The sequence below is a fragment of the Vibrio sp. SCSIO 43137 genome (assembly GCF_028201475.1).
Taxonomy (GTDB): Bacteria; Pseudomonadota; Gammaproteobacteria; order Enterobacterales; family Vibrionaceae; genus Vibrio.
Genome location: NZ_CP116383.1, coordinates 584,781 through 604,854, shown reverse-complemented (window position 1 = coordinate 604,854; position 20,074 = coordinate 584,781). Strand labels below are relative to the sequence as shown.

The window sequence follows — 20,074 nt, the reverse complement described above, 5'->3', positions numbered from 1 at the left end:
TTTGATTAAGCTTTAGTTGAGAAGCGGTATCCTGCTCCGCGTACGGTCTGGATCAGTTTATCGTGACCGGCACCTTCAAGGGCTTTACGTAAGCGGCGGATATGAACATCCACAGTACGATCCTCGACATAAACATTAGTGCCCCAGACATTATTTAACAGCTGCTCACGGCTATAGACCCTTTCCTGATGAGTCATAAAGAAGTGCAGCATCTTAAACTCGGTCGGTCCCATATCCAGCGGAGAGTCGTCAGCCGTAACACGGTGTGAGACAGGATCTAGTTTCAGTCCATGGACGTCGATAACATCTTCAAGTGCCGTAGGAGAGACACGGCGGATAACCGCTTTTAGTCGGGCCACCAGCTCTTTCGGCGAGAACGGCTTAGTAATATAGTCATCGGCCCCCACTTCCAGACCGCGGACTTTATCTTCTTCTTCGCCACGGGCTGTCAGCATCACCACCGGAATATTGCGGGTGATATCGTCCCGTTTCAGGTGCTTAATCAGGTTAATACCTGAGCCCCCCGGTAACATCCAGTCAAGCAATATCAGATCAGGGTAAGGCTCACACAGCTTGTTAAGTGCCATGTCATAATCCTCTGCCTCGACTACCTGGTATCCCTTCTGCTCCAGAACAAAACAGAGCATTTCACGAATAGGAGCTTCATCTTCAACAACCAGAATCCTTCTCGACATAATTGAATAACCTATAAGTTTTTGTCAACGCTATGCATTATCTTTACTAAGTATGACACTTTTGTGACCTTTGCAAACTATTTTTCATATAAGTGTCGCACCAATTTCACATCCATGGGAGTTACTGATTTAAAACAGAACTGGTAAGATACATTCCCTTCATTTCATAGTAGAGAAATATAATGTGGTTTAAAAATTGTCTGGCTTATCGCTTTAACCGCGAGATAGATTTCGATGCCGAAAAACTGGAAAAACAACTGGAAGAGTTCCGTTTTAAACCATGCGGCAGTCAGGACAGAAGTAAGTTTGGCTGGACTAACGCCATGGGCAAATTTGGTGACACTCTGACACATGTAAGTGAAGGACGTATTCTTGTTTGTGCTAAGAAAGAAGAGAAGATCCTGCCTGCGTCTGTTATCAAAGACTCAATGAGCGAAAAAGTCGAAGCTATGGAGCTTGAGGAAGGACGTCCGCTAAAGAAAAAAGAGAAAGACAATATCAAAGATGACATTGTGATCGATCTTCTTCCGCGTGCGTTCAGCAGAAAGCAGTTTACTTATCTTATGATACTTCCTGCCGAGGGGTTGATCCTTGTTGATGCAGGCAGCTACAAAAAAGCAGAAGATGTTCTTGCCCTGCTACGCAAAACCATGGGTAGCCTGCCGGTCGTCCCTGCTATTCCGCAAGCACCGGTAGAAAACACACTGACAGAGTGGGTTAAAAGCGGAGAAACACCAGATTCTCTGACCATTCTTCATGAAGCTGAACTGCAATCACTACAGGAAGAAGGCGGTGTTATCCGTTGTAAGAAGCTTGAGCTAAGTTCAGAAGATATTATTAATCACCTTGAAGCCAATAAAATAGTGACCAAACTTGCTCTTAATTGGCAGGACAGAATTGATTTTGTACTGGCTGAAGATGCCAGTATTAAACGACTTAAGTTCAGCGATGAGCTTAAAGATCAAAATGAAGATATTCCACGTGAAGATCAGGCAACAAGATTCGATGCTGACTTCTCGCTGATGAGCTCTGAACTGGCCAGTTTCTTACCTCACTTATACGAGTTGCTAGGCGGCCTGCCTGAGCAGAATGCATAAAGTATTCGTATAACAGCCATTCCAATAAAAGCAATTTGCATAAAGGAATTCGCATTTTGCAATGCAAACTAACAAGAAGCGGCCTAACAAGCCGCTTCTTCTGTTCTTCTATCTCTTATTTTCCGTTTCTTCTATTTCCCTTTTACAGTAGAATTCGCGCTCCGGAACCCACGCAAAGCTGATCCTGTCATCAGATGCAGCCGGTTCCTCTGTTGTGCTATCTGGTAGCACATCACTGACTTGTAATCAGACTAGAGAATTAAAGCAATGTTTAAACCCGAACTACTGTCACCTGCTGGCAGCCTGAAGAATATGCGTTACGCTTTTGCCTATGGTGCAGATGCCGTATACGCCGGACAACCACGTTACAGCCTGCGCGTGCGTAACAATGAGTTTAACCACGAGAACCTGAAAATAGGTATTGATGAAGCTCATGCACAAGGCAAAAAGCTCTATGTTGTCTGTAATATTCAGCCGCATAACTCAAAGCTGAAAACCTTTATCCGCGATCTTAAGCCTGTGGTTGATATGTGCCCTGACGCCCTGATCATGTCTGATCCCGGCCTGATTATGATGGTAAGAGAAGCTTTCCCTGATATGGCTATTCACCTGTCTGTTCAGGCGAATGCTGTTAACTGGGCGACAGTGAAGTTCTGGGCCTCTCAGGGTGTTGAGCGCGTTATTCTTTCCCGCGAACTTTCCCTTGAAGAGATCGAAGAGATAAGAGAACACTGCCCTGAGACTGAGCTGGAAATCTTTGTTCACGGCGCATTGTGTATGGCCTACTCAGGCCGCTGTCTGCTTTCTGGCTACATCAACAAGCGTGACCCTAATCAGGGTACCTGCACCAATGCATGCCGCTGGGAGTATAAGGTAGAAAAAGCGCAAGAGAGCGATTCAGGCCAGATTGTTGAGATTCAGGAAGCCGAACCGCGTCCTGACAACACCCTTGGACTAGGAAAGCCGACAGACGAAGTGGTTCTGCTTTCTGAAAGCCACCGTCCGGAAGAGAAGATGGCCGCGTTTGAAGATGAACACGGTACATACATTATGAACTCAAAAGATCTTCGTGCCGTTCAGCATGTAGACAGGCTGACTAAAATGGGTGTCCACTCCCTGAAAATTGAAGGCCGTACCAAGTCATTCTATTACTGTGCCCGTACGGCGCAGGTTTACCGTAAAGCCATTGATGATGCCGTAGAAGGCAAGCCGTTTGATGAGAGCCTGCTCGGTACACTGGAAAGCCTTGCACACCGTGGCTATACCGAAGGCTTCCTGCGTCGTCATACTCACGATGCCTATCAAAACTATGATTACGGCTACTCTGTATCCGATACGCAGCAGTTTGTTGGCGAATTTACCGGAAAACGTCGCGGCGACCTTGCTGAAGTAGAAGTGAAAAACAAATTCCTTGTCGGTGATCAGCTTGAGTTGATGACACCTCAGGGAAATATCACCTTTACCCTTACTGAGATGGAGAACCGTAAGTCAGAAAAGATTGAAGATGCCAAAGGAAACGGTCACTTTGTCTTTATTCCGGTTCCGGAGGAAATCGAGCTCGATTACGCCCTGCTCATGCGCAACTTCACATCCGGAGAAGATACCCGTAATCCGGTTAAAAAATAAGCGTCGGCTTTTTTGATATAAATACAACGAGATAGAAAGGCTTACTGAGGTAAGCCTTTTTTGTTTGTTAAAAACGGTTAAATCCACTATTGAAAATCCGGTATCAATTATGCATATTTACTGACATGTCAATAAAACGGCAACTTTTTACCCAGTATGATGGGAAGAGATATAAGGACGATAATAACGAAGTTGTCAGGTGGTGCCTTATGAGTAACTTATACAAAATAGAATCTTATTGTGAAACAAGCGTAAAGCGCATAGAAGAAAGCATTAAAAGCTCTGGCGGCCAGTGTGTTGTCAGGGGGAGGGCGATTATTACCAATCACATTTTTGACAACAATCAGTCAAATCAGGTGATGCATCTTATATCGCGAATCACTGATGAGCTAAGTGACGACGATATTAATTGTTGGTCAGAATCAGCATTGATTGCCGCATAACAGACCAGACAGCAACTCCTTTTATATTTGAGTCACTCCCTCTTACGATGAACAATCAAGCTTATGTAGCCCGGGCACATAAGCTTGTGCTACACTTCGCGCCTCCCGGGTTTACAGATAAATCTGAAGCTCCGGACAGGCAAGATATCGTACACTTTTAGGTAACTCTGACATGGCTCTACTTATCCAAAATAGCTGCATTAACTGTGACATGTGTGAACCCGAATGTCCCAATAGTGCTATTTCCATGGGCTCGGAAATCTATGAGATAGATCCTGACCTGTGTACTGAATGTAAAGGTCACTATGACGCTCCTACCTGTCAGTCTGTCTGCCCGATAACAAAATGTATTATTACGGACCCGCAGAGAACAGAAACAGAAGAAGAGCTGCTGGAAAAATTCGTTATTATTCAGGGACTGGCATAATCACTTCACGCCCTTACAGCGGGTATCTGGCCGTTTAAAGTTCAAGCCACAAAGTGTTTTCACGCTTTGTTCACTCACTCTATTTTAGTCTTTATCAATAACAAATAAGGATCTTTTCCTTTCTATTATTGCTGAGAACTAAAGTATGACCTCCATTTGCTACTGGAAGAAAAAACTGTCTGTTTTGTATCCGGTTATCGCTTCCTTTTTGCTTTTTTCCACTATCTTGCTGGTTTCCAGACTGGGACTGATGCTCTGGCTGAATGAGAGAATCATTAGCTCACCGTGGTGGGCCACCATGCTGTTAAGCGGACTGCGCATTGATATTTCCTCTCTTTGCTATCTGCTGATTCTTCCCTCTTTTCTGACAGTACTATTTTCAGGAACCTCCGCCTTTGGACGGTTCTGGCTTATGTTCTACCGTATCTGGGTGGTGCTTGGGCTCTGGCTTGTCGTCTATATGGAGATGGCTACCCCCTCTTTTATCGCTGAATATGATGTCCGCCCTAACCGTTTGTTTATCGAGTATCTAATCTATCCGAAAGAAGTATTCAGTATGCTCTGGACAGGCTATAAAACAGAGCTGTTTATAGGTGCTCTGGGTAGCTTTGTTACCCTCTACTTTGGCTGGAAGTTTACCGGCAGAATTGTCCACCAGCTTTCGTTCCCTAAATGGTACTGGCGCCCGTTAATTGCCCTTCTGGTCGTAGCTTGTGGCGTGATGGGCGCCCGCTCAACATTTCAGCACCGCCCTTTAAATCCGGCGATGGTGGCTTTTTCTACCGATCCTCTAGTGAATGATCTGGTGCTCAACTCCTCTTACTCAATGATCTTTGCCGCTAAAGGCATGGCAAGTGAAGAAGATGCTTTTAGCTACTACCCCAATATGGCTGAAGATAAAATTATTCGTCTGGTCAGAGAGTCAGCCAATATACCAAACCACTCTTCGGCTGACCCGAAGGCACCAACTCTGAGCAACCATCAGGCCAGCTATAAAGGAAAACCTAAAAATCTGGTTATTCTGTTGCAGGAAAGTCTGGGGGCTCGCTATGTCGGCGCTTTAGGCGGAATGCCATTAACGCCTAATCTGGATAAGCTGATCAATGAAGGCTGGTCTCTGGACAATATTTACGCGACAGGTACCCGCTCTGTGAGAGGCATTGAAGCTGTGACTACCGGTTTTTCTCCAACCCCTTCCCGCTCTGTGGTTAAACTGACTAAAAGTCAGAATAACTTTTTCTCCATCGCCGATGTTCTTAAACAAAATGGATACACTACCCAGTTTATCTATGGCGGAGAAAGTCATTTCGACAATATGAAATCTTTCTTTTTAGGTAATGGCTTTACCGATATTCAAGATTTACCTACTTTCGATAATCCTGAATTTGTCGGTTCATGGGGGGCATCTGATGAAGATCTTTACCGCAAAGCTAACCAGCAGTTCAACAAGCTTTATGCACAAGGTAAACCTTTCTTCAGCCTTGTATTTACCTCTTCGAACCACAGTCCGTTTGAATACCCTAAGGGGAAGATAGAGCCTTATAACCAGCCTGATGCCAGCCGGGAAAATACCGCTAAATACTCTGATTATGCTCTGGGCAAGTTTATCGAACAAGCTAAGCAATCCGCTTACTGGAAAGATACGGTATTTCTTATCGTTGCCGACCATGACTCAAGAGCTTACGGCGATCAGCTTGTGCCGGTTGAGCATTTTAAAATACCTGCAGTATTTATCGGTGAAGGTATTAAGCCAAAGCGGGATCCGCGTCTGGCCAGCCAGTTAGACCTTCCTCAAACCATGCTATCACTGATAGGGATTAGTTCAGAAAACCCAATGATTGGCTTTGATCTGACCAGAGCCATCCCTGAGCACAAGCTAAGAGCCATGATGCAGTTCAATAAAAACTTTGCCTGGATGAGTAGTGACAATAACGTTGTTGTTATGCAACCGGGCAAGGCGCCTAAAGGTTTTTACTACAATTCTGACGATAACTCCCTGAAAGAGAAATCACAAAGTAAAGCACTGACAGAAATCGCTAATGCCAATGCTCTATGGGGCAGCCTGGCCTACAAAAAAGGCTACTATGCACCTACCGGACAAGAAAAGTATGCTGTTTATAAACCTTCTGTAACCGCAGACTAAAGCCCGGCTATGAACTCTATTAAAGCTTCACTCATTACCTATCGCCCACAGCGCTATTTTCTGATAGCGCTGACTTGTCTGCTTATTTGTTTGTTGTTACTACAACTTTTCGCTCCACCAGTTGATTACCAAACGCCTTTGTCGGACTTACCCGGCTTTATACTAACCAGTTTCTCCCTGATGGCAGGAAAGCCACTCTTTCCTGTCACCATATTTGCAGGTTTTGGCTTTGCTTATCTTGTTAAGTCCAGACAGAACTGGGGGATCACCTCTGTTCAGTTTATTCTGCTGCTCTGTATCGCTTTCGTCTGCAAGTCAGCCATAAAAATGGTCACAGAAGAGCCAAGACCTTATACCGCATGGCTCACTGAGTCAGGCATAGTGGAAAGCCCGGCCAGCTTCTATCAGTTGGATGAGTTAAATAAACTCAAGCTCATCCGGCAGTCTGAAAATATATTCGGCTTCTGGCGGACGGAAAACTGGAAAGACGGAACAAACTATGCCCTTCCCTCCGGTCACACCATCTTTGCCGCGCTGTTTGTTGCCTTCTGGGGCGGATTGCTACTGCAATACCGATATTACCTGCTGACTTCCCTTGTCGTTCTGTGGGGAGTGGCTGTGGCAGGGAGTCGTCTCTATCTGGGGATGCACAGTTATGCCGATCTTTATACCTCTATCAGCCTTATTTACCTGTTTTCTGTTATTTTGCCACTAAGCCATCGCCTTATATCCAGACTGGCACCGGCTCACCTCTCCGGATAACCTTTTTACTTCAACCAGCCAGCATAAGTTTCTCTGGCTGGCTGACAGATTTATCACTACTATTAGCTTGTTCCTTTGTTTTAAGCAGAATTTTCACATTTTTTTCACGCTATCTATGTAGATTAACTCGGATTAATAATGCAGGGTGAGCCGGATGAGACGCATACTTATCATCGAAGACAACCGAAATATTGCCGGAATACTGTTTGATTACTTTGAGGATGACAATGTCTGTCTTGATTATGCCGACAACGGCGAGCTGGGACTGAAGCTGGCTCAGGAAAACAATTTTGATATCATTCTGCTTGACTTAATGCTGCCAAAATTGAACGGCCTTGAGGTGTGCGAAATACTGCGTGACTCAGGAAACAAAACGCCTGTTATTATGCTCACCGCACTGGATAGTAAACAGGATATGCTGGATGGTTTCCGCCACGGTGCTGATGATTATGTCACCAAGCCTTTTGACCTCACAATTCTGGAAGCGAGAATGTCAGCCTTGATTAATCGTTACCGGGAAAACGTCGCCAAATCAACGCTTAAGTTCGGCTCACTCACTATAGATCAACAAGCACGAACGGCTTCACGTTACGGCAAGCAAATTACTCTTAACCCAACGACCTACAAGATTCTGGAACTGTTGTGTATCAAAGCACCCGCAGTCCTGAGCCGGCAGGAACTTATCTCTGCTTTATGGCAAGAAGAGAAGGAGTGTGATTCCGTGCTGCGAACTCATATCTATCAACTGAGAAGTCAGCTGGATAAACCTTTCCCTGACCCCATGTTAATTACTGTACCCAAAATAGGTTTTCGTCTGGAGGAGGTATAATGTCCCCCTTCTCCTACAACACCCAAAGCCTGTCAGGACGACTCACTTTTCTATTTGTCGCTATCGCTATAGCAACTTCATTTCTTGTTTATCTTGTGTTTATGCAGACACTTGACTGGTCTGAAGACAGAGTCGGTGAGCGTAGGATCGTACTGTACAAAGAAGCGGCCGTTGCCCGCTTTCAGTCGGGAGAAACAGGTCAGTTTAAGTTAGATGAAATCACAACAGCATATAACGATCTCAGCCAGCTCCCGCCGGAATATCAGAATGCAGTTCAGGGGAAAAAATACTTGGTTGCAGAAGTCGGCACTCATCCTGAAGCACAAATGGTTTATCTGGATCAATACACCGATCCCCGAACACAACAAAGCCAGCCATTTGTTGTCCTGATGGAGTTTGGCATTCTTGAGTTAAATCAAGATGATATTCTGTATGGCGCCTCTGTAATTCTTGGTTTGCTGCTCACTCTACTGCTTATCTTTAAAAAACTACTGAACATGCTTTCCCAAAGGCTTATCGATCCATTAAACAGTATCGAGAAGCAACTCAGCCATCATATCCAGGGTGCAGACGAGCCCTTCAGCATTGCAGCAGGCTCAGCAGAAGAGTTTCAACACTTAGTGATAGAACTTAATAGGTACAGGGACGAGAACAAAAGGTTATTACAGAGAGAACAAGCTTTTGCCCGTTATGCCAGCCATGAGCTCAGAACGCCGCTTACTGTGATACAAGGTTCTAATAACCTGCTTAGTCTTAAAGTAAAAGATAGTTTTGTTCAGAAACAGTCCGGCAGGATTGATGAAGCAACACAGCAGATGAAAACCATGGTGGATGCGCTCCTCTCAATAGTACGCTATGAAAATAGCCGGTCGGATATTGCTCAAAGAGCGCTTACCGAGCAGGAAATAAGAGAGATAGCCGAGAGCAATTTAAGCCACTACCCTGACAAAAATTTATCCCTTGTTATCCACTCCTCCGGCTCTCCACTGATATACGCAACTCAGGCGGTAATCCGTATACTTGTCGGCAACCTTATCCGTAATGCGATTGAAGCAACGCAGGACTCAGACATTGAAATCAGCCTAAGTAAGCATGCACTTACTATCAAAGATAAGGGTGCAGGTCTGGAACATTATAAACCGGACGGGCACGGCTTAGGTCTGGCGATTGTCGAAGAGCTCTGCCGCAAATACCAATGGCAGTTTCAGTTAACAAACAACGACAAAGATGTCGGTTGCGTAGCCGAAGTAAGGTTTTGTTCTACGAAGAAGTAAAGGAGCTCTGCAAACAGCTATCGCTCCGCCACAAGCAAAAAAAGAGCACCTAAAGGTGCTCTTTTTTATTCATGCTCAACCTGTTATTGCAACTTAAACTGCTTAACAATATCAGATAGCTGTTGATTACTTGTGGCCAGATTTCTGGTGCTATCCATTGTCTGACTACTATTACCTGTCAGCTCATCCACCATGCTCTGAATAGCAACCATATTGCGGTTAACTTCTTCAGTAACCGAACTCTGCTGCTCTGCTGCAGTAGCAATCTCCAGCCCTAAGTCATTAATCTTCACGACAGAGTTCGCCATTAGATCCAGACTCTGATTGACGTTTTCTGTGGTCTCTGCCGTTTGCTGACAACGGGCTTTAGTATCATCCATCGCCTTAACAACCACTCTGGTTCCTTCATTAAGATTGGCCAGCATGGTGTTGATTTCAGAAGTACTCTGCTGAGTTCTTGCCGCCAGCGCCCTTACTTCATCCGCCACAACAGCAAAGCCTCTGCCCTGCTCACCAGCACGGGCAGCTTCGATAGCCGCATTCAGAGCCAACAGGTTAGTCTGATCAGCAATTTCGCCAATCACGGTAAGAACAGAGCCGATCTTCTGTGAGTCTTCATTCATGGTCTGAATATTCTCAGCCATAACTTCAACTTCATTGATCAAATCAGCAACGCTGCTCACGGCGCCATTCACAACCGATTTTGACTCAACAGCTTCATCACTAGTGATACGGGTAAACTCTGCGGTTTGCGAAGCACTCTGCGCAACACTGTCTGCAGTCGAGCTCATCTCATTAATTGCTGTTACAACCTGACTGGTTTCCATTGCATGAGATGCTAATACAGTATCGTTGCTCTCTGTCTGAGATTTTAGTACCTCGATATCTGCAGAGATCTGCTGTGTGGAACGAGACACTTCTAACATCATGTTTTGCAGATTACCAATAAAGGTATTTACTGCCTGTGCAATCTGCCCTAAATCGTCCTGACTATTCACTTCCAGTCTGCGGGTAAGATCACCATTCCCCTGAGAGAGATCAACAATGGTTGCTTTCAGTGCCAGTATCGGACGATAAGCAACATTGAGTATCACAATAAGAATGGTCAACAATACCACCAACAACGCTGAGGCGGTCAACAAAGCCGTTTCCAGAGCTTCACTTACTTTGGCATAGGCGATGGATTTATTTACGCCTACCAAAAGGTGCCAGCTTACATCGTTATCTAACTGTATAGTGCGGTAAAAGGCGATTTTTTCCACACCACCCAGTACATACTCGGTCTGACCGCGCTCTTCAGTCAGTAGAGCCTTAGTGAGTACATCAAGATCTGAGAAGTCTGACAATTTAGTTTCGCCCGGCACATCAACCTCTCCGTTGGAAGCGATGGTCAGACTAGAGTCATCATACAAGCCCATCATAGCCCCCGGGAACGGTGGCTCTTTTACCATTTCAGCCAGCAAACCCAGCTCAATGTCTGCCAGTAATACACCTTTAAGGTTTCCGGCATTATAAAAAGGAGCCGCAACACTCACCATCAGTTTGCCGCTTGACGCCCCTTTATAGATATCTGTAATGACAGGCTCACGTTTCTGTTTCGCCTGCTTATACCAGCCACGAACTCTTGGATCGTACTTTGCTAAATCACGTTTACCACTTTTATCCCCGTAAGAACGACCATCTTCGAAGCCAACTACGATGCCTGAAGCTGCAGAAGAGTGAGCTATCTGATTAACCATCAGAATTATTTCATCATCACTATGCGTAGCAGAAAAGTCCGGCGCATTTAATACAACCGCATTTTTAATGTTATGAATCCATGCCTGAATCGTATCTGAAGTACTATCAATTTTTAACATGGAGTAATCATCGACGTTCTTCTGAATAGTTTCAGAAATCTGCCGGTAAGAAAGATAGGTAGAAATAGTCAGAGCCACAACCAGTAACAGAGTTACAACGGCTATAATCCTGCCCTTAAAGCCCGATATGACATTCATTTAAGTTACCACTTAGTTTTATTTATATTCGCGATGAATATATCATTTATCTGATATATATATCACCAGTAACTTTATTAAATTTTTTAATGATCACACTAATATTGTTTCCATCACTTATTTAAACGTTTGCTTTTCATATTTATATATATACAAACATAATTCTTCTTAAGCCAAATAGAAAAGCCCTGATAAATTATCAGGGCTTTCAGAAAACATAAGGTTTTTTATTTAGATGTTAGTGTACGGATAAGTTTTGGTACATCCGTATTGTTTAGCACGCCCTCAAAATATTGTGAGCCCGGGCCTGCAGCAAAAAGCGGTACCATATTACTTGAATGGCCACCGGTACTTGAGTTCGCGCGTACCGCACGATCAATTGCGCCAGCCTGATAGTGCTCAGCAATCATTGAACCAATTTCCCAGCCAATCTTATATTGATACTTAAGCTTGCCTTTAGATGACAGTGAATTCTTGTTCAGCTCTTCCGCCTGAGCATCTGTCACTTCAAAGCCGGCATATTCCTTAAAGACAGACTTAATAGAATCAATAGTAAAGCTCTTACCATCTTCTGCTTTTACCAGTTTACCCGCCATATACTCAGGAGAGACAGAGATCTTCTTCAATGCAGGAATATCCATTGGTTCTGTTACTGACAAGCCCATGGTTTCATGGTCTGCCAGAACCACAACCAAAGTATCTTTACGATCTTTTGCCCAGTTCCAGGTCTGTTCAACAGTACGGTCAAACTCCATCATCTCTTTCCAGACACCAGTAACGTCGGCAGCATGAGCAGCATGGTCTATACGAGCACCTTCAACCATAAGGAAGAAACCATCTTTATCCTTTTTAAGGGTATCAATTGCCATCTCAGTCATCAGCTCAAGACTTGGCTCCTGACTGCCTACATCGTCACGATCTTGCTTATAATTCATATATGACTTGTGAAACAGGCCTAAAAGTTTATCAGCCCCTTTTGCAGCAGCGAGTTGATCTTTATCTTTTACAATCGTATAGCCTGCCTCTTCATACTTAGGTAACAAATCAACACCATCTTGCTTTTTAGGACCAAAATATTTCCAGCCGCCTCCCAGCAAAACATCATATCTGTTCTTAAGCATCTGACGTGCCGCTTCAGGCTGTCCCTGATAGCGATTGGCAACACTTGCAGTAAAAGCGGCAGGAGTAGCATCCGTTACTGTGTTTGTGGAGATCACACCGACTTTGCGACCTTTCTTCTGGAAATCATCCAGTATAGAGTCAACTTCATTGCCATCTTGATCAACACCAATTGCTGCATTGTTGGTTTTCACTGCGGTGGCAAGTGCTGTTCCTGCAGCCGCTGAATCTGTTACCTGTTTGTTTGCCGAATATGTTCTGACTAATGCAACATTTGGTAACGACTCAAGAAAGAGGGTTCCGGCTTTTCCGTACTCCATATGGCGGGCGATTTCTATCTGTCCTACGCCCATGCCGTCACCAATAAGTACTATGACATTCTTTGGTTTAACAGGGTCTGCTTTTATTTTATCGAAATCAGGCGCGGCGATAACAGCTTGTGAGCCAAGTAATGCCATTGATGTAGCTAATACGAGAGGTTTAATATTCATAGTTTTTATACTTTTCTTGGGGGGATATAAAAAACGCGCAATAGTTATTCACTTAATTGCACTGTTAAAGAAAAGTTATTCTTACAGATTAGTTCTATCTAATATGCAGCATAGCTCTCATATTTATGATAAGAACCAACAAAATATAAACACGCTAAGCATTAGAAAAATATAGAATAAAAGATTAATAATTATTAATAATCACTTAATATTTAATTAACCATAAGAAATTGAATAAAAAATCAGTTTTAATAATTTATTTTCCCAATAAAAAGGTGGCTTTTACGCCACCTTTTTTAACTACATATTTTACCAGTTCCAACCGTTTTCTAACCAGCTCCAGTATACTGGCGGATATGGTGCTTTTAGCGGCGGAGGACCAACTAAAGCGAATGACAAGATTAAGTTACTTACAATCAGGAACAGTACTGTGTAGAAAGTAATCTTTTGCAGGTTATTCAGCACGCGACCTGTTTCAGGTACTGATTTCACAAAATCAAATACTTTAGGCAGCATACACATCAGAAGGCCAACAACCAGTACTACAGCCGTTTGTAGCAGGTAGCCCCAGAAATACATATGTACTCCCATAAAGCGGCCTTCGGTTCCTTCAAATACGAACCAGTGGAAACTAGAGTGACGGATACTCATATAGATATCAATCGCTGCGATGACTAAAACAAAGCCGACAAACTGAGGTTTAGGTCCATATCTGATTACAAGACAAGAAACGAGCATAACCAAAAGAATTAGCTGTCGTGTAATTAAGCAACTGGCACACGGCATATCTCCCAGATAAACCTGCTCATAAAATGTCGCTGTAAATATGCCAAAGCCAAGAATAAGTGTGGCAATCGCAACTATGTTATAAAATTTATTTTCACTAATTTCAAAATTAAACATAATAAGCCTCCTTATACCGGACCATATATAAATGGATGTTTCCAGATATATGCGATGATGTAACCTACCAGGGTTAATAGTGAAATTACAAACCAGCGAATAGAACGCCCTTCTTTTTCAGGCTGTTTAATAAGCCACCAACAAACTAATGTCATAAAGACATAGATTAATGTATTCATAATAGTCTCCTATCAGGGATATGAGTTTTTGTTTCTGGAGCTATTATCTGGTGGTTATTAATCTGATTTTATGATGCAAGGCAATCGGGGTTACGAACAAACAATAAAAAAATATCTCTTATTCTTGACTGCTCTTTTCTACCCTTGCTCAACTCCCGTTGAACAAGGGCAAACAGGACTATTAGTCTAACTCTTTAGTGGTAGGTTTGGAAAGGTTTGGATTTTGTAAATACGTCTGAATATCCTGAATTTGACCTATCCCTTCTTTGTTAAGCTCTGAAAATCGTTGATAATTATACTCAGCACCTCTGGAATTATCAGCTTGTTCATCTGCAACACTTAACAAGTAATAATTGAGTGGACTAGGTGAGCTCTCAGCGGCGAAAAACAGATACGGATAAGCTTTTTCCACCTCTTTATTAAGCAACAAAGCCATCCCAAGAGTCGTGTTAGCGATATTACATCTTGGATTACGTTCAAATGCCTGTTCCGCCTGCTTAAGAGCCGTTACTTTGTTTACTTCATTACCATCACTAAGATACTTCATAGTTGAGATATAGGAGTTTAGTGAATCAAGAAGATAATACTGTCGTCCTTGTTCCTTAAGAGACTTTAGTTGCTGTTCAATAACTTTAAGCTCACTGGCCCCTTTTCCCTGATAAAACAGAGATATACCTTTAGCAATGACTTCCCAGTCCGAGTAATTTTTAATAGAGGTTATTCTGTGGTTGGAGATATTATAGTCATCCTTATGACTATTGATATACGTTTTCACTTCAAGAATAAGGTCACCAACAGAGGTAAAAAAGCTCTCTTTGCTAAATGACTTATCAAACTTATGTAACTGGAGCTTACCACCTTCATAAAACTGAAGAGTAAGGTTAATATCATACGTCTGATTATCTCTCTTCAGCCATGACTTTAAAATATAACCACGCTCCCTGAACTGCTCTTTATCTTTGTTACTTAGATGCTCTCCTCTATAGCCGATGATATTCTTTGAAGAGTTTAATCCAAAATAGACATATTCATAGACACTTTTTGCCATTGCGTATTCAGCATTATCATCCAGAGCAATCGCATTAAAGATCACTGGTGTAATCGCGTTGTAACGCTCCATTGTTTTCTTTTCAGTTTCAGTTTCAGGATCAAAGGTACTGATGATCAAATAAACAGCAATAAAAAAAGAAATAACTAAGCTAAATACACCAAAAGTAATTGTCTTTTTATTTTTTAATTTAACCTTAGGTTTACTGATTTCTGTCACTACTTTAATTTCAGTAACATCAATATCAAAAATATAACCTTGTTTAGGGATGGTTTTGATAATGGTATAAGGTCTTTTTTTATCGTGTAAGAAAGTTCTTAACAAGCTAATTACCTGACGAACAAGGTTATCTGATACCTCAGTTCTATCCCATACTGCCGAAGCAATCTCTTGCGTATTAACTACCTCTCCTTTATGTTCAATAAAAAATAGTAACATTCTGGACTGAAGCGGCTCAAGGTGATGCTCTTCCCCAGAAATTAATAAACTGTTTTCTGTAGCATTAAAGGTAATATTAGGTTCTGTATCAAGCTGATATATTTTGGATTGCGACATTATAAAAAGGTTCTGAATCAAAAGCGCTAATAACAATAATAAATGAGTTTTGTTTAAATTATCAAGAAGGGGAACGTATCAGTGATAAGCAGATCAATCAAAAACTCCGCTATCTACAAGGTTAGTGTTTTTATACCAGATTATTTCGCACTAAACCCCGCCTGACATTCTTGCAAAGTTTGCCAAAACGGGAAATTTCTTCAAAGTTCGGAACGTTGCCAGATTCAATTGAGTGCTGCCAGTACGTGAGTTCGCTATCTACTAATTCCAGAAGTTTCTTTGGGCAGCCGATACAATGCCCTTCAGGACCGCAGATAAAAGTATCAGACTCATAGAGTGGCAACTCCTGTTTTACTTGCTCAATCAGCTGCAACATCGCGGTTTTACAATCAGGCTTTTTACTCATACAAAATTTACAAACTATTTACTTAAAAATAAGTTTATCAGTTTTCAACAACAATTGCGCAACTCTACTTTTTGTTACCACGACAACATAGACAGTAACAGCTTGAAATATAAATATAAAAATATAATATCCACCTTTTATTACTTATCTTAAGAGATAGAATAGATGAAAAAGATTCTAATCAATGCATTGCTGCTTAACGCTATACTGCTAAGCCCAGTCAGTTTTGCTAAATGGGCGAACCCTGCAGACAAATATGCAGAATCCTATAAAAGCTTTTTAGCTGCTACCTGCCCTATACAAGCAGGCGATATCAAACATTTTGTTTACTTCGCCCGTGACAGAGAGAAGATCATTGGACACCCGTTTTTATCTCATACACAGTTTAAAGGTGCTCAAATCATGTATCCCTGGGCAGAGCTGGAGCCTGCAAAAGGTCAGTATGATTTTTCTGCTATAGAAGCGGATCTCTCGTATCTTGAGAGCAAAGGGAAGAAACTGTTTATCCAGCTTCAGGACGTGACTTTCAATCCGGAATATAAAGGTGTACCTGAATACTTACAGAGCAATGAGTATGCAGGCGGCACTATCGAGCAACGCACTGATAAAGGTATCGTTGAAGGCTGGGTGGCAAAAAGGTGGAACGCCAATGTGCAGAAACGCTTTGCTTTGTTACTTAATGCGATGGGAAAAGCATTCGATGGACGTATTGAAGGTATTAACTTACAAGAATCTGCTATTGGCGTAAGTAACAAGTACGATACGGATTTTTCTCCTGCGGTTTATGCTCAATCCCTTAAGAAAAACATGCTGACATTAAAAGAAGCTTTTCCTGATTCTGTCACTATGCAGTATGCCAACTTTATGCCGGGAGAATGGTTACCGTGGGAAGATGAAGGCTATCTCAAATCGATTTATCAATACGGTGAAGAGATAGGCGTAGGATTAGGCGCTCCCGATCTAATGGTACAAAGACGAGGACAACTTAATCATGCAATCACTATGATGCATGAAAGCAACTACTCAGTTCCATTAGGGATAGCGGTTCAGGATGGCAATTACATTGGTCAGACTAACTCTGATAAAGTAAAACAGCAGAGAAATAATATTGTTCCCCTGCTACACGCTTTCGCAAAAGAGTTTCTGAAAGTTAACTATATGTTCTGGGTTGATCAGCCACCCTACTTTACAGAAGACGTCCTTCCCTGTTTTAGCCAAGATTAAGCTGATATGGGCTATTTCGATAGCCCTTCAGTCTGCTTTCTTTGACTTCTTTAGTAACTAAACAAAATAGCGGCTACAGTTTCGTCCCTCTGACTTTGCTTTATAAAGAGCTTTATCTGCCTTGGAAAACAGTGTCTCAAACTCTTTTACTTCTTCAGCGCTGGAGGTATAGCCGATGCTGACAGAGCTATCTACTTTTTGATTTTCAAAATAGATTGGCATCGCTTCTACTTTCATTCTTATGTTTTCAGCAATATCACCCGCCTGTGAGATACTGGCATTTTTTAGTAGTACTACAAACTCCTCTCCGCCAATTCTGGCGACATAGTCACCTTTCCTGAGACAGAGTTTTATCTCATTTGCTATTTTATCAGCAATTTATCACCAAACTGATGACCATAGGTGTCATTGACTGTTTTAAAAAAATCAATGTCAATAACCAGTATACTGACTTGCTCATCTTCATTGAGGCGAAAATAGTTTTTGCTCATATTAAGAAAAGCACGACGATTCGATAGCCCGGTAAGAGAGTCCACTTCGGCGAGATTTTGCATCATTCGGGTTTGCGTCCGATGAAAGTCGACCCACTTAAAGCACGACAATATGAAAAATATAAAGCCTAAAGATTGAAACAAATCCTCAAGCAACTCCATACGCTCCGGCACCTCGATGAACTCATCAAGTACATCCAGTGCACTTCCGACCAGAAGAAGATAAACAGAAATCAACAGAGCAAAATAGACGGCCCGGGCCTTTCTTATATCCTCTATTTTCAGAAACAACACAAAGCAGACCAACATATGGGCTAACTCTATGCCCAGATCCCATACGCTATCTATCATAGCTGACGGATAGTAGCTTAGTTGATAACTGATAAGGGCTAGCAGTGGCACTATGAACAACAGCTGTCGTCTGTATCGATATAAAAACATCACACTAGCGTCTCTCTCAGAATAAGAATTGTCAGATTAGTCATATTCTACCATTTACTGATATTCATTTAACCAATAGTTCATACGGAAATTATATTGATTTTCATTTTCACGTCAGCCGAAGTTTGATTCAAAGCTCATAGTTACAAGATGTTAGCCAATAAAAAAAGAACTTATAAGCAAGAGCTTATACATTCAGATTTAATCACTTAACGGGTGAATATTAAACATTCTACATATGCACTATATGATTTAGTTAAAAGCTCACGCCAATTTTGAGATCTACGTACTGATATTTTGCTCAATAATTAGCCAAACACGTATTTTTCGTGTTATAAGGCATATGTATTTCGCTTCTGGTCATTTTTATGGGAGCACTTGTGGAGGAAAATGATGGTAAAGTGGTTTAAGTTTTTAGGTTTAAGTGCAATGCTTGTTTCAGCAAGTTATAGCTCAGCAAGTTTCGCACATCATGGTCAAAGCAACCCGGAAGCTGAACTGACTTATCCCGTAATGGCGGTACCTCTGCAACCAGAACTTAGGTTTGAGATGCAGATAGCTAAACTCAATCAGATCCTTTTTCAACAAGACCTGACTGAAGAAGATAAAGCGAAAGTTTATTACGAACGCGGACGTCTATATAGCAATATGGGTCTGCATGATCTAGCCCGTCTGGATTTCAACCAATCTCTCAAGATTAGTCCGGCACAACCAAAGATTTTTAACCGTCTGGGGGTGTACTTTACTCAGGTTGGAGAATTTGATGCAGCATTCAATGCTTTTAGTGCTGCTATAGAGTTGGCTCCCGAAGATTCAACACCAAAGAGAAACAAAGCTGTCGCTCTATACTACGCCGGCAGACTGGATTTAGCTCTGGAAGAGATGAAAGCGCATTTCAATGAAGATAAAAGTGACCCTTTTCGTGCACTCTGGCTTTTTATTGTTGAATGTGCAGTTGATGAAAAGTCAGCAATAGATAATCTTGAGATTGCCTATAAAAATAAAACCGACGACTGGAACTGGACATTAGTTGGTATTGCATTAGGGAAAATAGATCAGCAATCAGCTATAAATGAGGTTATTCGTGATACGGCAAATAATAGAGTTATGGCTCAAAAACTAACTGAAGTCTATTTCTATACTGCTAAACACCTAAAGTCTAAAGGTAAAGTATTTGATGCGATGGCTTTATATAAGTTAGCTATTTCACTTAACGTATATAACTACGTTGAGCATGGTTATTCGTTCTTAGAGCTAAATCGCATTTTTCAGGAATATAGAGCAGCTCAGAAGAAAGATAATAGAAACAATGAGTATGTAAGCCTTAACCAATAACCTACTCGGAAGCAAAATAAAAGAGTTCAAACTATAAATGTTGTTTGAACTCTTTTTTATTAGTTCGTTATAAGCGATTAGAACCTAAATCACTTTCGAAATACATTAATTATCATTACCATATGTTTCGTATTGATAGTTAACATCGACAACCGCTCTGTACCTGACATCACCTCTTGAAAGAGGAATTTCTTCAACTCTTACTTTGGCGCTATCTATAGAGATCCCGCCAGTAATGTCATCGGCAAATGTAGGTAACTTGTCTTTCAGCTGGCGATTGCTGGCGCTTTCAAGAGATTCATACATATTAAAACCTGCATTAAGCGCTTCAGATTTAGAGCTGAAAGTGTCTGTAGTCAAGCTAGCATCTCGATGTATTGTTTCGATAGAACCGGCAAATGCTCCAAAGGTTATTAAACAACCTGCTGTAATAGCAATTAACTTTTTCATAGTAGTTCCTTATACTGAATCCGTTATCAGGCATTAGAATAAATACTTAAATAATGCCTTTAGATCGTTCCGAATCTAACCCTCTTCATATATCAATACAACTAAATAACCATCCCCATGTAGGTATTATAATGAAGTA

17 protein-coding genes and 2 pseudogenes are annotated in these 20,074 nt (G+C 41.9%); 10 read left to right on the top strand and 9 right to left on the bottom strand.

Annotated features, from left to right (window positions below; translation table 11 throughout):
* Window positions 1-5: 5 nt before the first annotated feature.
* Window positions 6-695 carry a phosphate regulon transcriptional regulator PhoB gene (gene phoB / locus PK654_RS02970; protein WP_271697580.1) on the bottom strand — a complete coding sequence of 230 codons (690 nt, stop codon included), beginning with the start codon at window positions 693-695 and terminating at the stop codon, window positions 6-8.
* Window positions 696-877: 182 nt separating this feature from the next.
* Here phoB and rdgC point away from each other — a divergent pair, with 182 nt between their 5' ends.
* From rdgC to PK654_RS02930, 8 genes are all read left to right on the top strand, one after another.
* The gene (rdgC, locus tag PK654_RS02965) at window positions 878-1,792 is read left to right on the top strand and encodes a recombination-associated protein RdgC (protein ID WP_271697579.1); all 915 of its coding nucleotides are present in this window, start codon (window positions 878-880) and stop codon (window positions 1,790-1,792) included.
* A 267-nt stretch (window positions 1,793-2,059) separates the two neighbouring features.
* Window positions 2,060-3,418 carry a prephenate-dependent tRNA uridine(34) hydroxylase TrhP gene (gene trhP / locus PK654_RS02960; protein ID WP_271697578.1) on the top strand — a complete coding sequence of 453 codons (1,359 nt, stop codon included), beginning with the start codon at window positions 2,060-2,062 and terminating at the stop codon, window positions 3,416-3,418.
* A gap of 209 nt (window positions 3,419-3,627) precedes the next feature.
* Window positions 3,628-3,861 (top strand): hypothetical protein, encoded by a 234-nt coding sequence (locus PK654_RS02955; protein ID WP_271697577.1) that lies wholly within the window; start codon window positions 3,628-3,630, stop codon window positions 3,859-3,861.
* A gap of 172 nt (window positions 3,862-4,033) precedes the next feature.
* Entirely contained in the window at window positions 4,034-4,288 is a 255-nt protein-coding gene (locus tag PK654_RS02950; RefSeq protein ID WP_271697576.1) for a YfhL family 4Fe-4S dicluster ferredoxin, read from the top strand.
* A 145-nt stretch (window positions 4,289-4,433) separates the two neighbouring features.
* Window positions 4,434-6,431: an LTA synthase family protein gene (locus PK654_RS02945; protein WP_271697575.1), complete on the top strand. Its 1,998-nt coding sequence runs from the start codon at window positions 4,434-4,436 to the stop codon at window positions 6,429-6,431.
* A 9-nt stretch (window positions 6,432-6,440) separates the two neighbouring features.
* Window positions 6,441-7,193 (top strand): phosphatase PAP2 family protein, encoded by a 753-nt coding sequence (locus PK654_RS02940; RefSeq protein WP_271697574.1) that lies wholly within the window; start codon window positions 6,441-6,443, stop codon window positions 7,191-7,193.
* 154 nt (window positions 7,194-7,347) lie between these two features.
* The gene (locus PK654_RS02935) at window positions 7,348-8,022 is read left to right on the top strand and encodes a response regulator transcription factor (RefSeq protein WP_271697573.1); all 675 of its coding nucleotides are present in this window, start codon (window positions 7,348-7,350) and stop codon (window positions 8,020-8,022) included.
* The gene (locus PK654_RS02930) at window positions 8,022-9,296 is read left to right on the top strand and encodes a sensor histidine kinase (protein WP_271697572.1); all 1,275 of its coding nucleotides are present in this window, start codon (window positions 8,022-8,024) and stop codon (window positions 9,294-9,296) included. The genes PK654_RS02935 and PK654_RS02930 overlap by 1 nt, the downstream gene beginning before the upstream one ends.
* Before the next feature lie 83 nt (window positions 9,297-9,379).
* Here the strand turns inward: PK654_RS02930 and PK654_RS02925 are convergent, their stop codons facing one another.
* The 6 genes and pseudogenes from PK654_RS02925 to PK654_RS02900 all read right to left on the bottom strand — a co-directional run.
* Complete coding sequence (locus PK654_RS02925; protein WP_271697571.1) at window positions 9,380-11,293, bottom strand: methyl-accepting chemotaxis protein; 1,914 nt, start codon at window positions 11,291-11,293, stop codon at window positions 9,380-9,382.
* A 227-nt stretch (window positions 11,294-11,520) separates the two neighbouring features.
* The gene (locus PK654_RS02920) at window positions 11,521-12,903 is read right to left on the bottom strand and encodes an alkaline phosphatase (protein ID WP_271697570.1); all 1,383 of its coding nucleotides are present in this window, start codon (window positions 12,901-12,903) and stop codon (window positions 11,521-11,523) included.
* Between the two features lie 309 nt (window positions 12,904-13,212).
* Window positions 13,213-13,806: a disulfide bond formation protein B gene (locus tag PK654_RS02915; protein WP_271697569.1), complete on the bottom strand. Its 594-nt coding sequence runs from the start codon at window positions 13,804-13,806 to the stop codon at window positions 13,213-13,215.
* A gap of 11 nt (window positions 13,807-13,817) precedes the next feature.
* The gene (locus PK654_RS02910) at window positions 13,818-13,985 is read right to left on the bottom strand and encodes a hypothetical protein (protein WP_271697568.1); all 168 of its coding nucleotides are present in this window, start codon (window positions 13,983-13,985) and stop codon (window positions 13,818-13,820) included.
* Window positions 13,986-14,166: 181 nt separating this feature from the next.
* Window positions 14,167-15,588, bottom strand: coding sequence for a winged helix-turn-helix domain-containing protein (locus PK654_RS02905; RefSeq protein WP_271697567.1), 1,422 nt, complete (start codon window positions 15,586-15,588; stop codon window positions 14,167-14,169).
* 130 nt (window positions 15,589-15,718) lie between these two features.
* Window positions 15,719-15,988: pseudogene (locus tag PK654_RS02900) on the bottom strand (hypothetical protein); the annotation flags it as partial.
* Between the two features lie 171 nt (window positions 15,989-16,159).
* Here PK654_RS02900 and PK654_RS02895 point away from each other — a divergent pair.
* The gene (locus PK654_RS02895; protein ID WP_271697565.1) at window positions 16,160-17,218 is read left to right on the top strand and encodes a hypothetical protein; all 1,059 of its coding nucleotides are present in this window, start codon (window positions 16,160-16,162) and stop codon (window positions 17,216-17,218) included.
* A gap of 60 nt (window positions 17,219-17,278) precedes the next feature.
* On the opposite strand, the pseudogene PK654_RS02890 reads toward PK654_RS02895, so the two are convergent.
* Window positions 17,279-17,806, bottom strand: a pseudogene (locus PK654_RS02890) (GGDEF domain-containing protein); the annotation flags it as partial.
* Window positions 17,807-18,540: 734 nt separating this feature from the next.
* On the opposite strand from PK654_RS02890, the gene nlpI reads away from it, so the two are divergent.
* Window positions 18,541-19,485: a lipoprotein NlpI gene (gene nlpI / locus PK654_RS02885; protein WP_271697564.1), complete on the top strand. Its 945-nt coding sequence runs from the start codon at window positions 18,541-18,543 to the stop codon at window positions 19,483-19,485.
* 105 nt (window positions 19,486-19,590) lie between these two features.
* Here the strand turns inward: nlpI and PK654_RS02880 are convergent, their stop codons facing one another.
* Window positions 19,591-19,935, bottom strand: a complete 345-nt coding sequence (locus tag PK654_RS02880) for a DUF3316 domain-containing protein (RefSeq protein WP_271697563.1) — start codon at window positions 19,933-19,935, stop codon at window positions 19,591-19,593.
* Window positions 19,936-20,074: the final 139 nt, after the last annotated feature.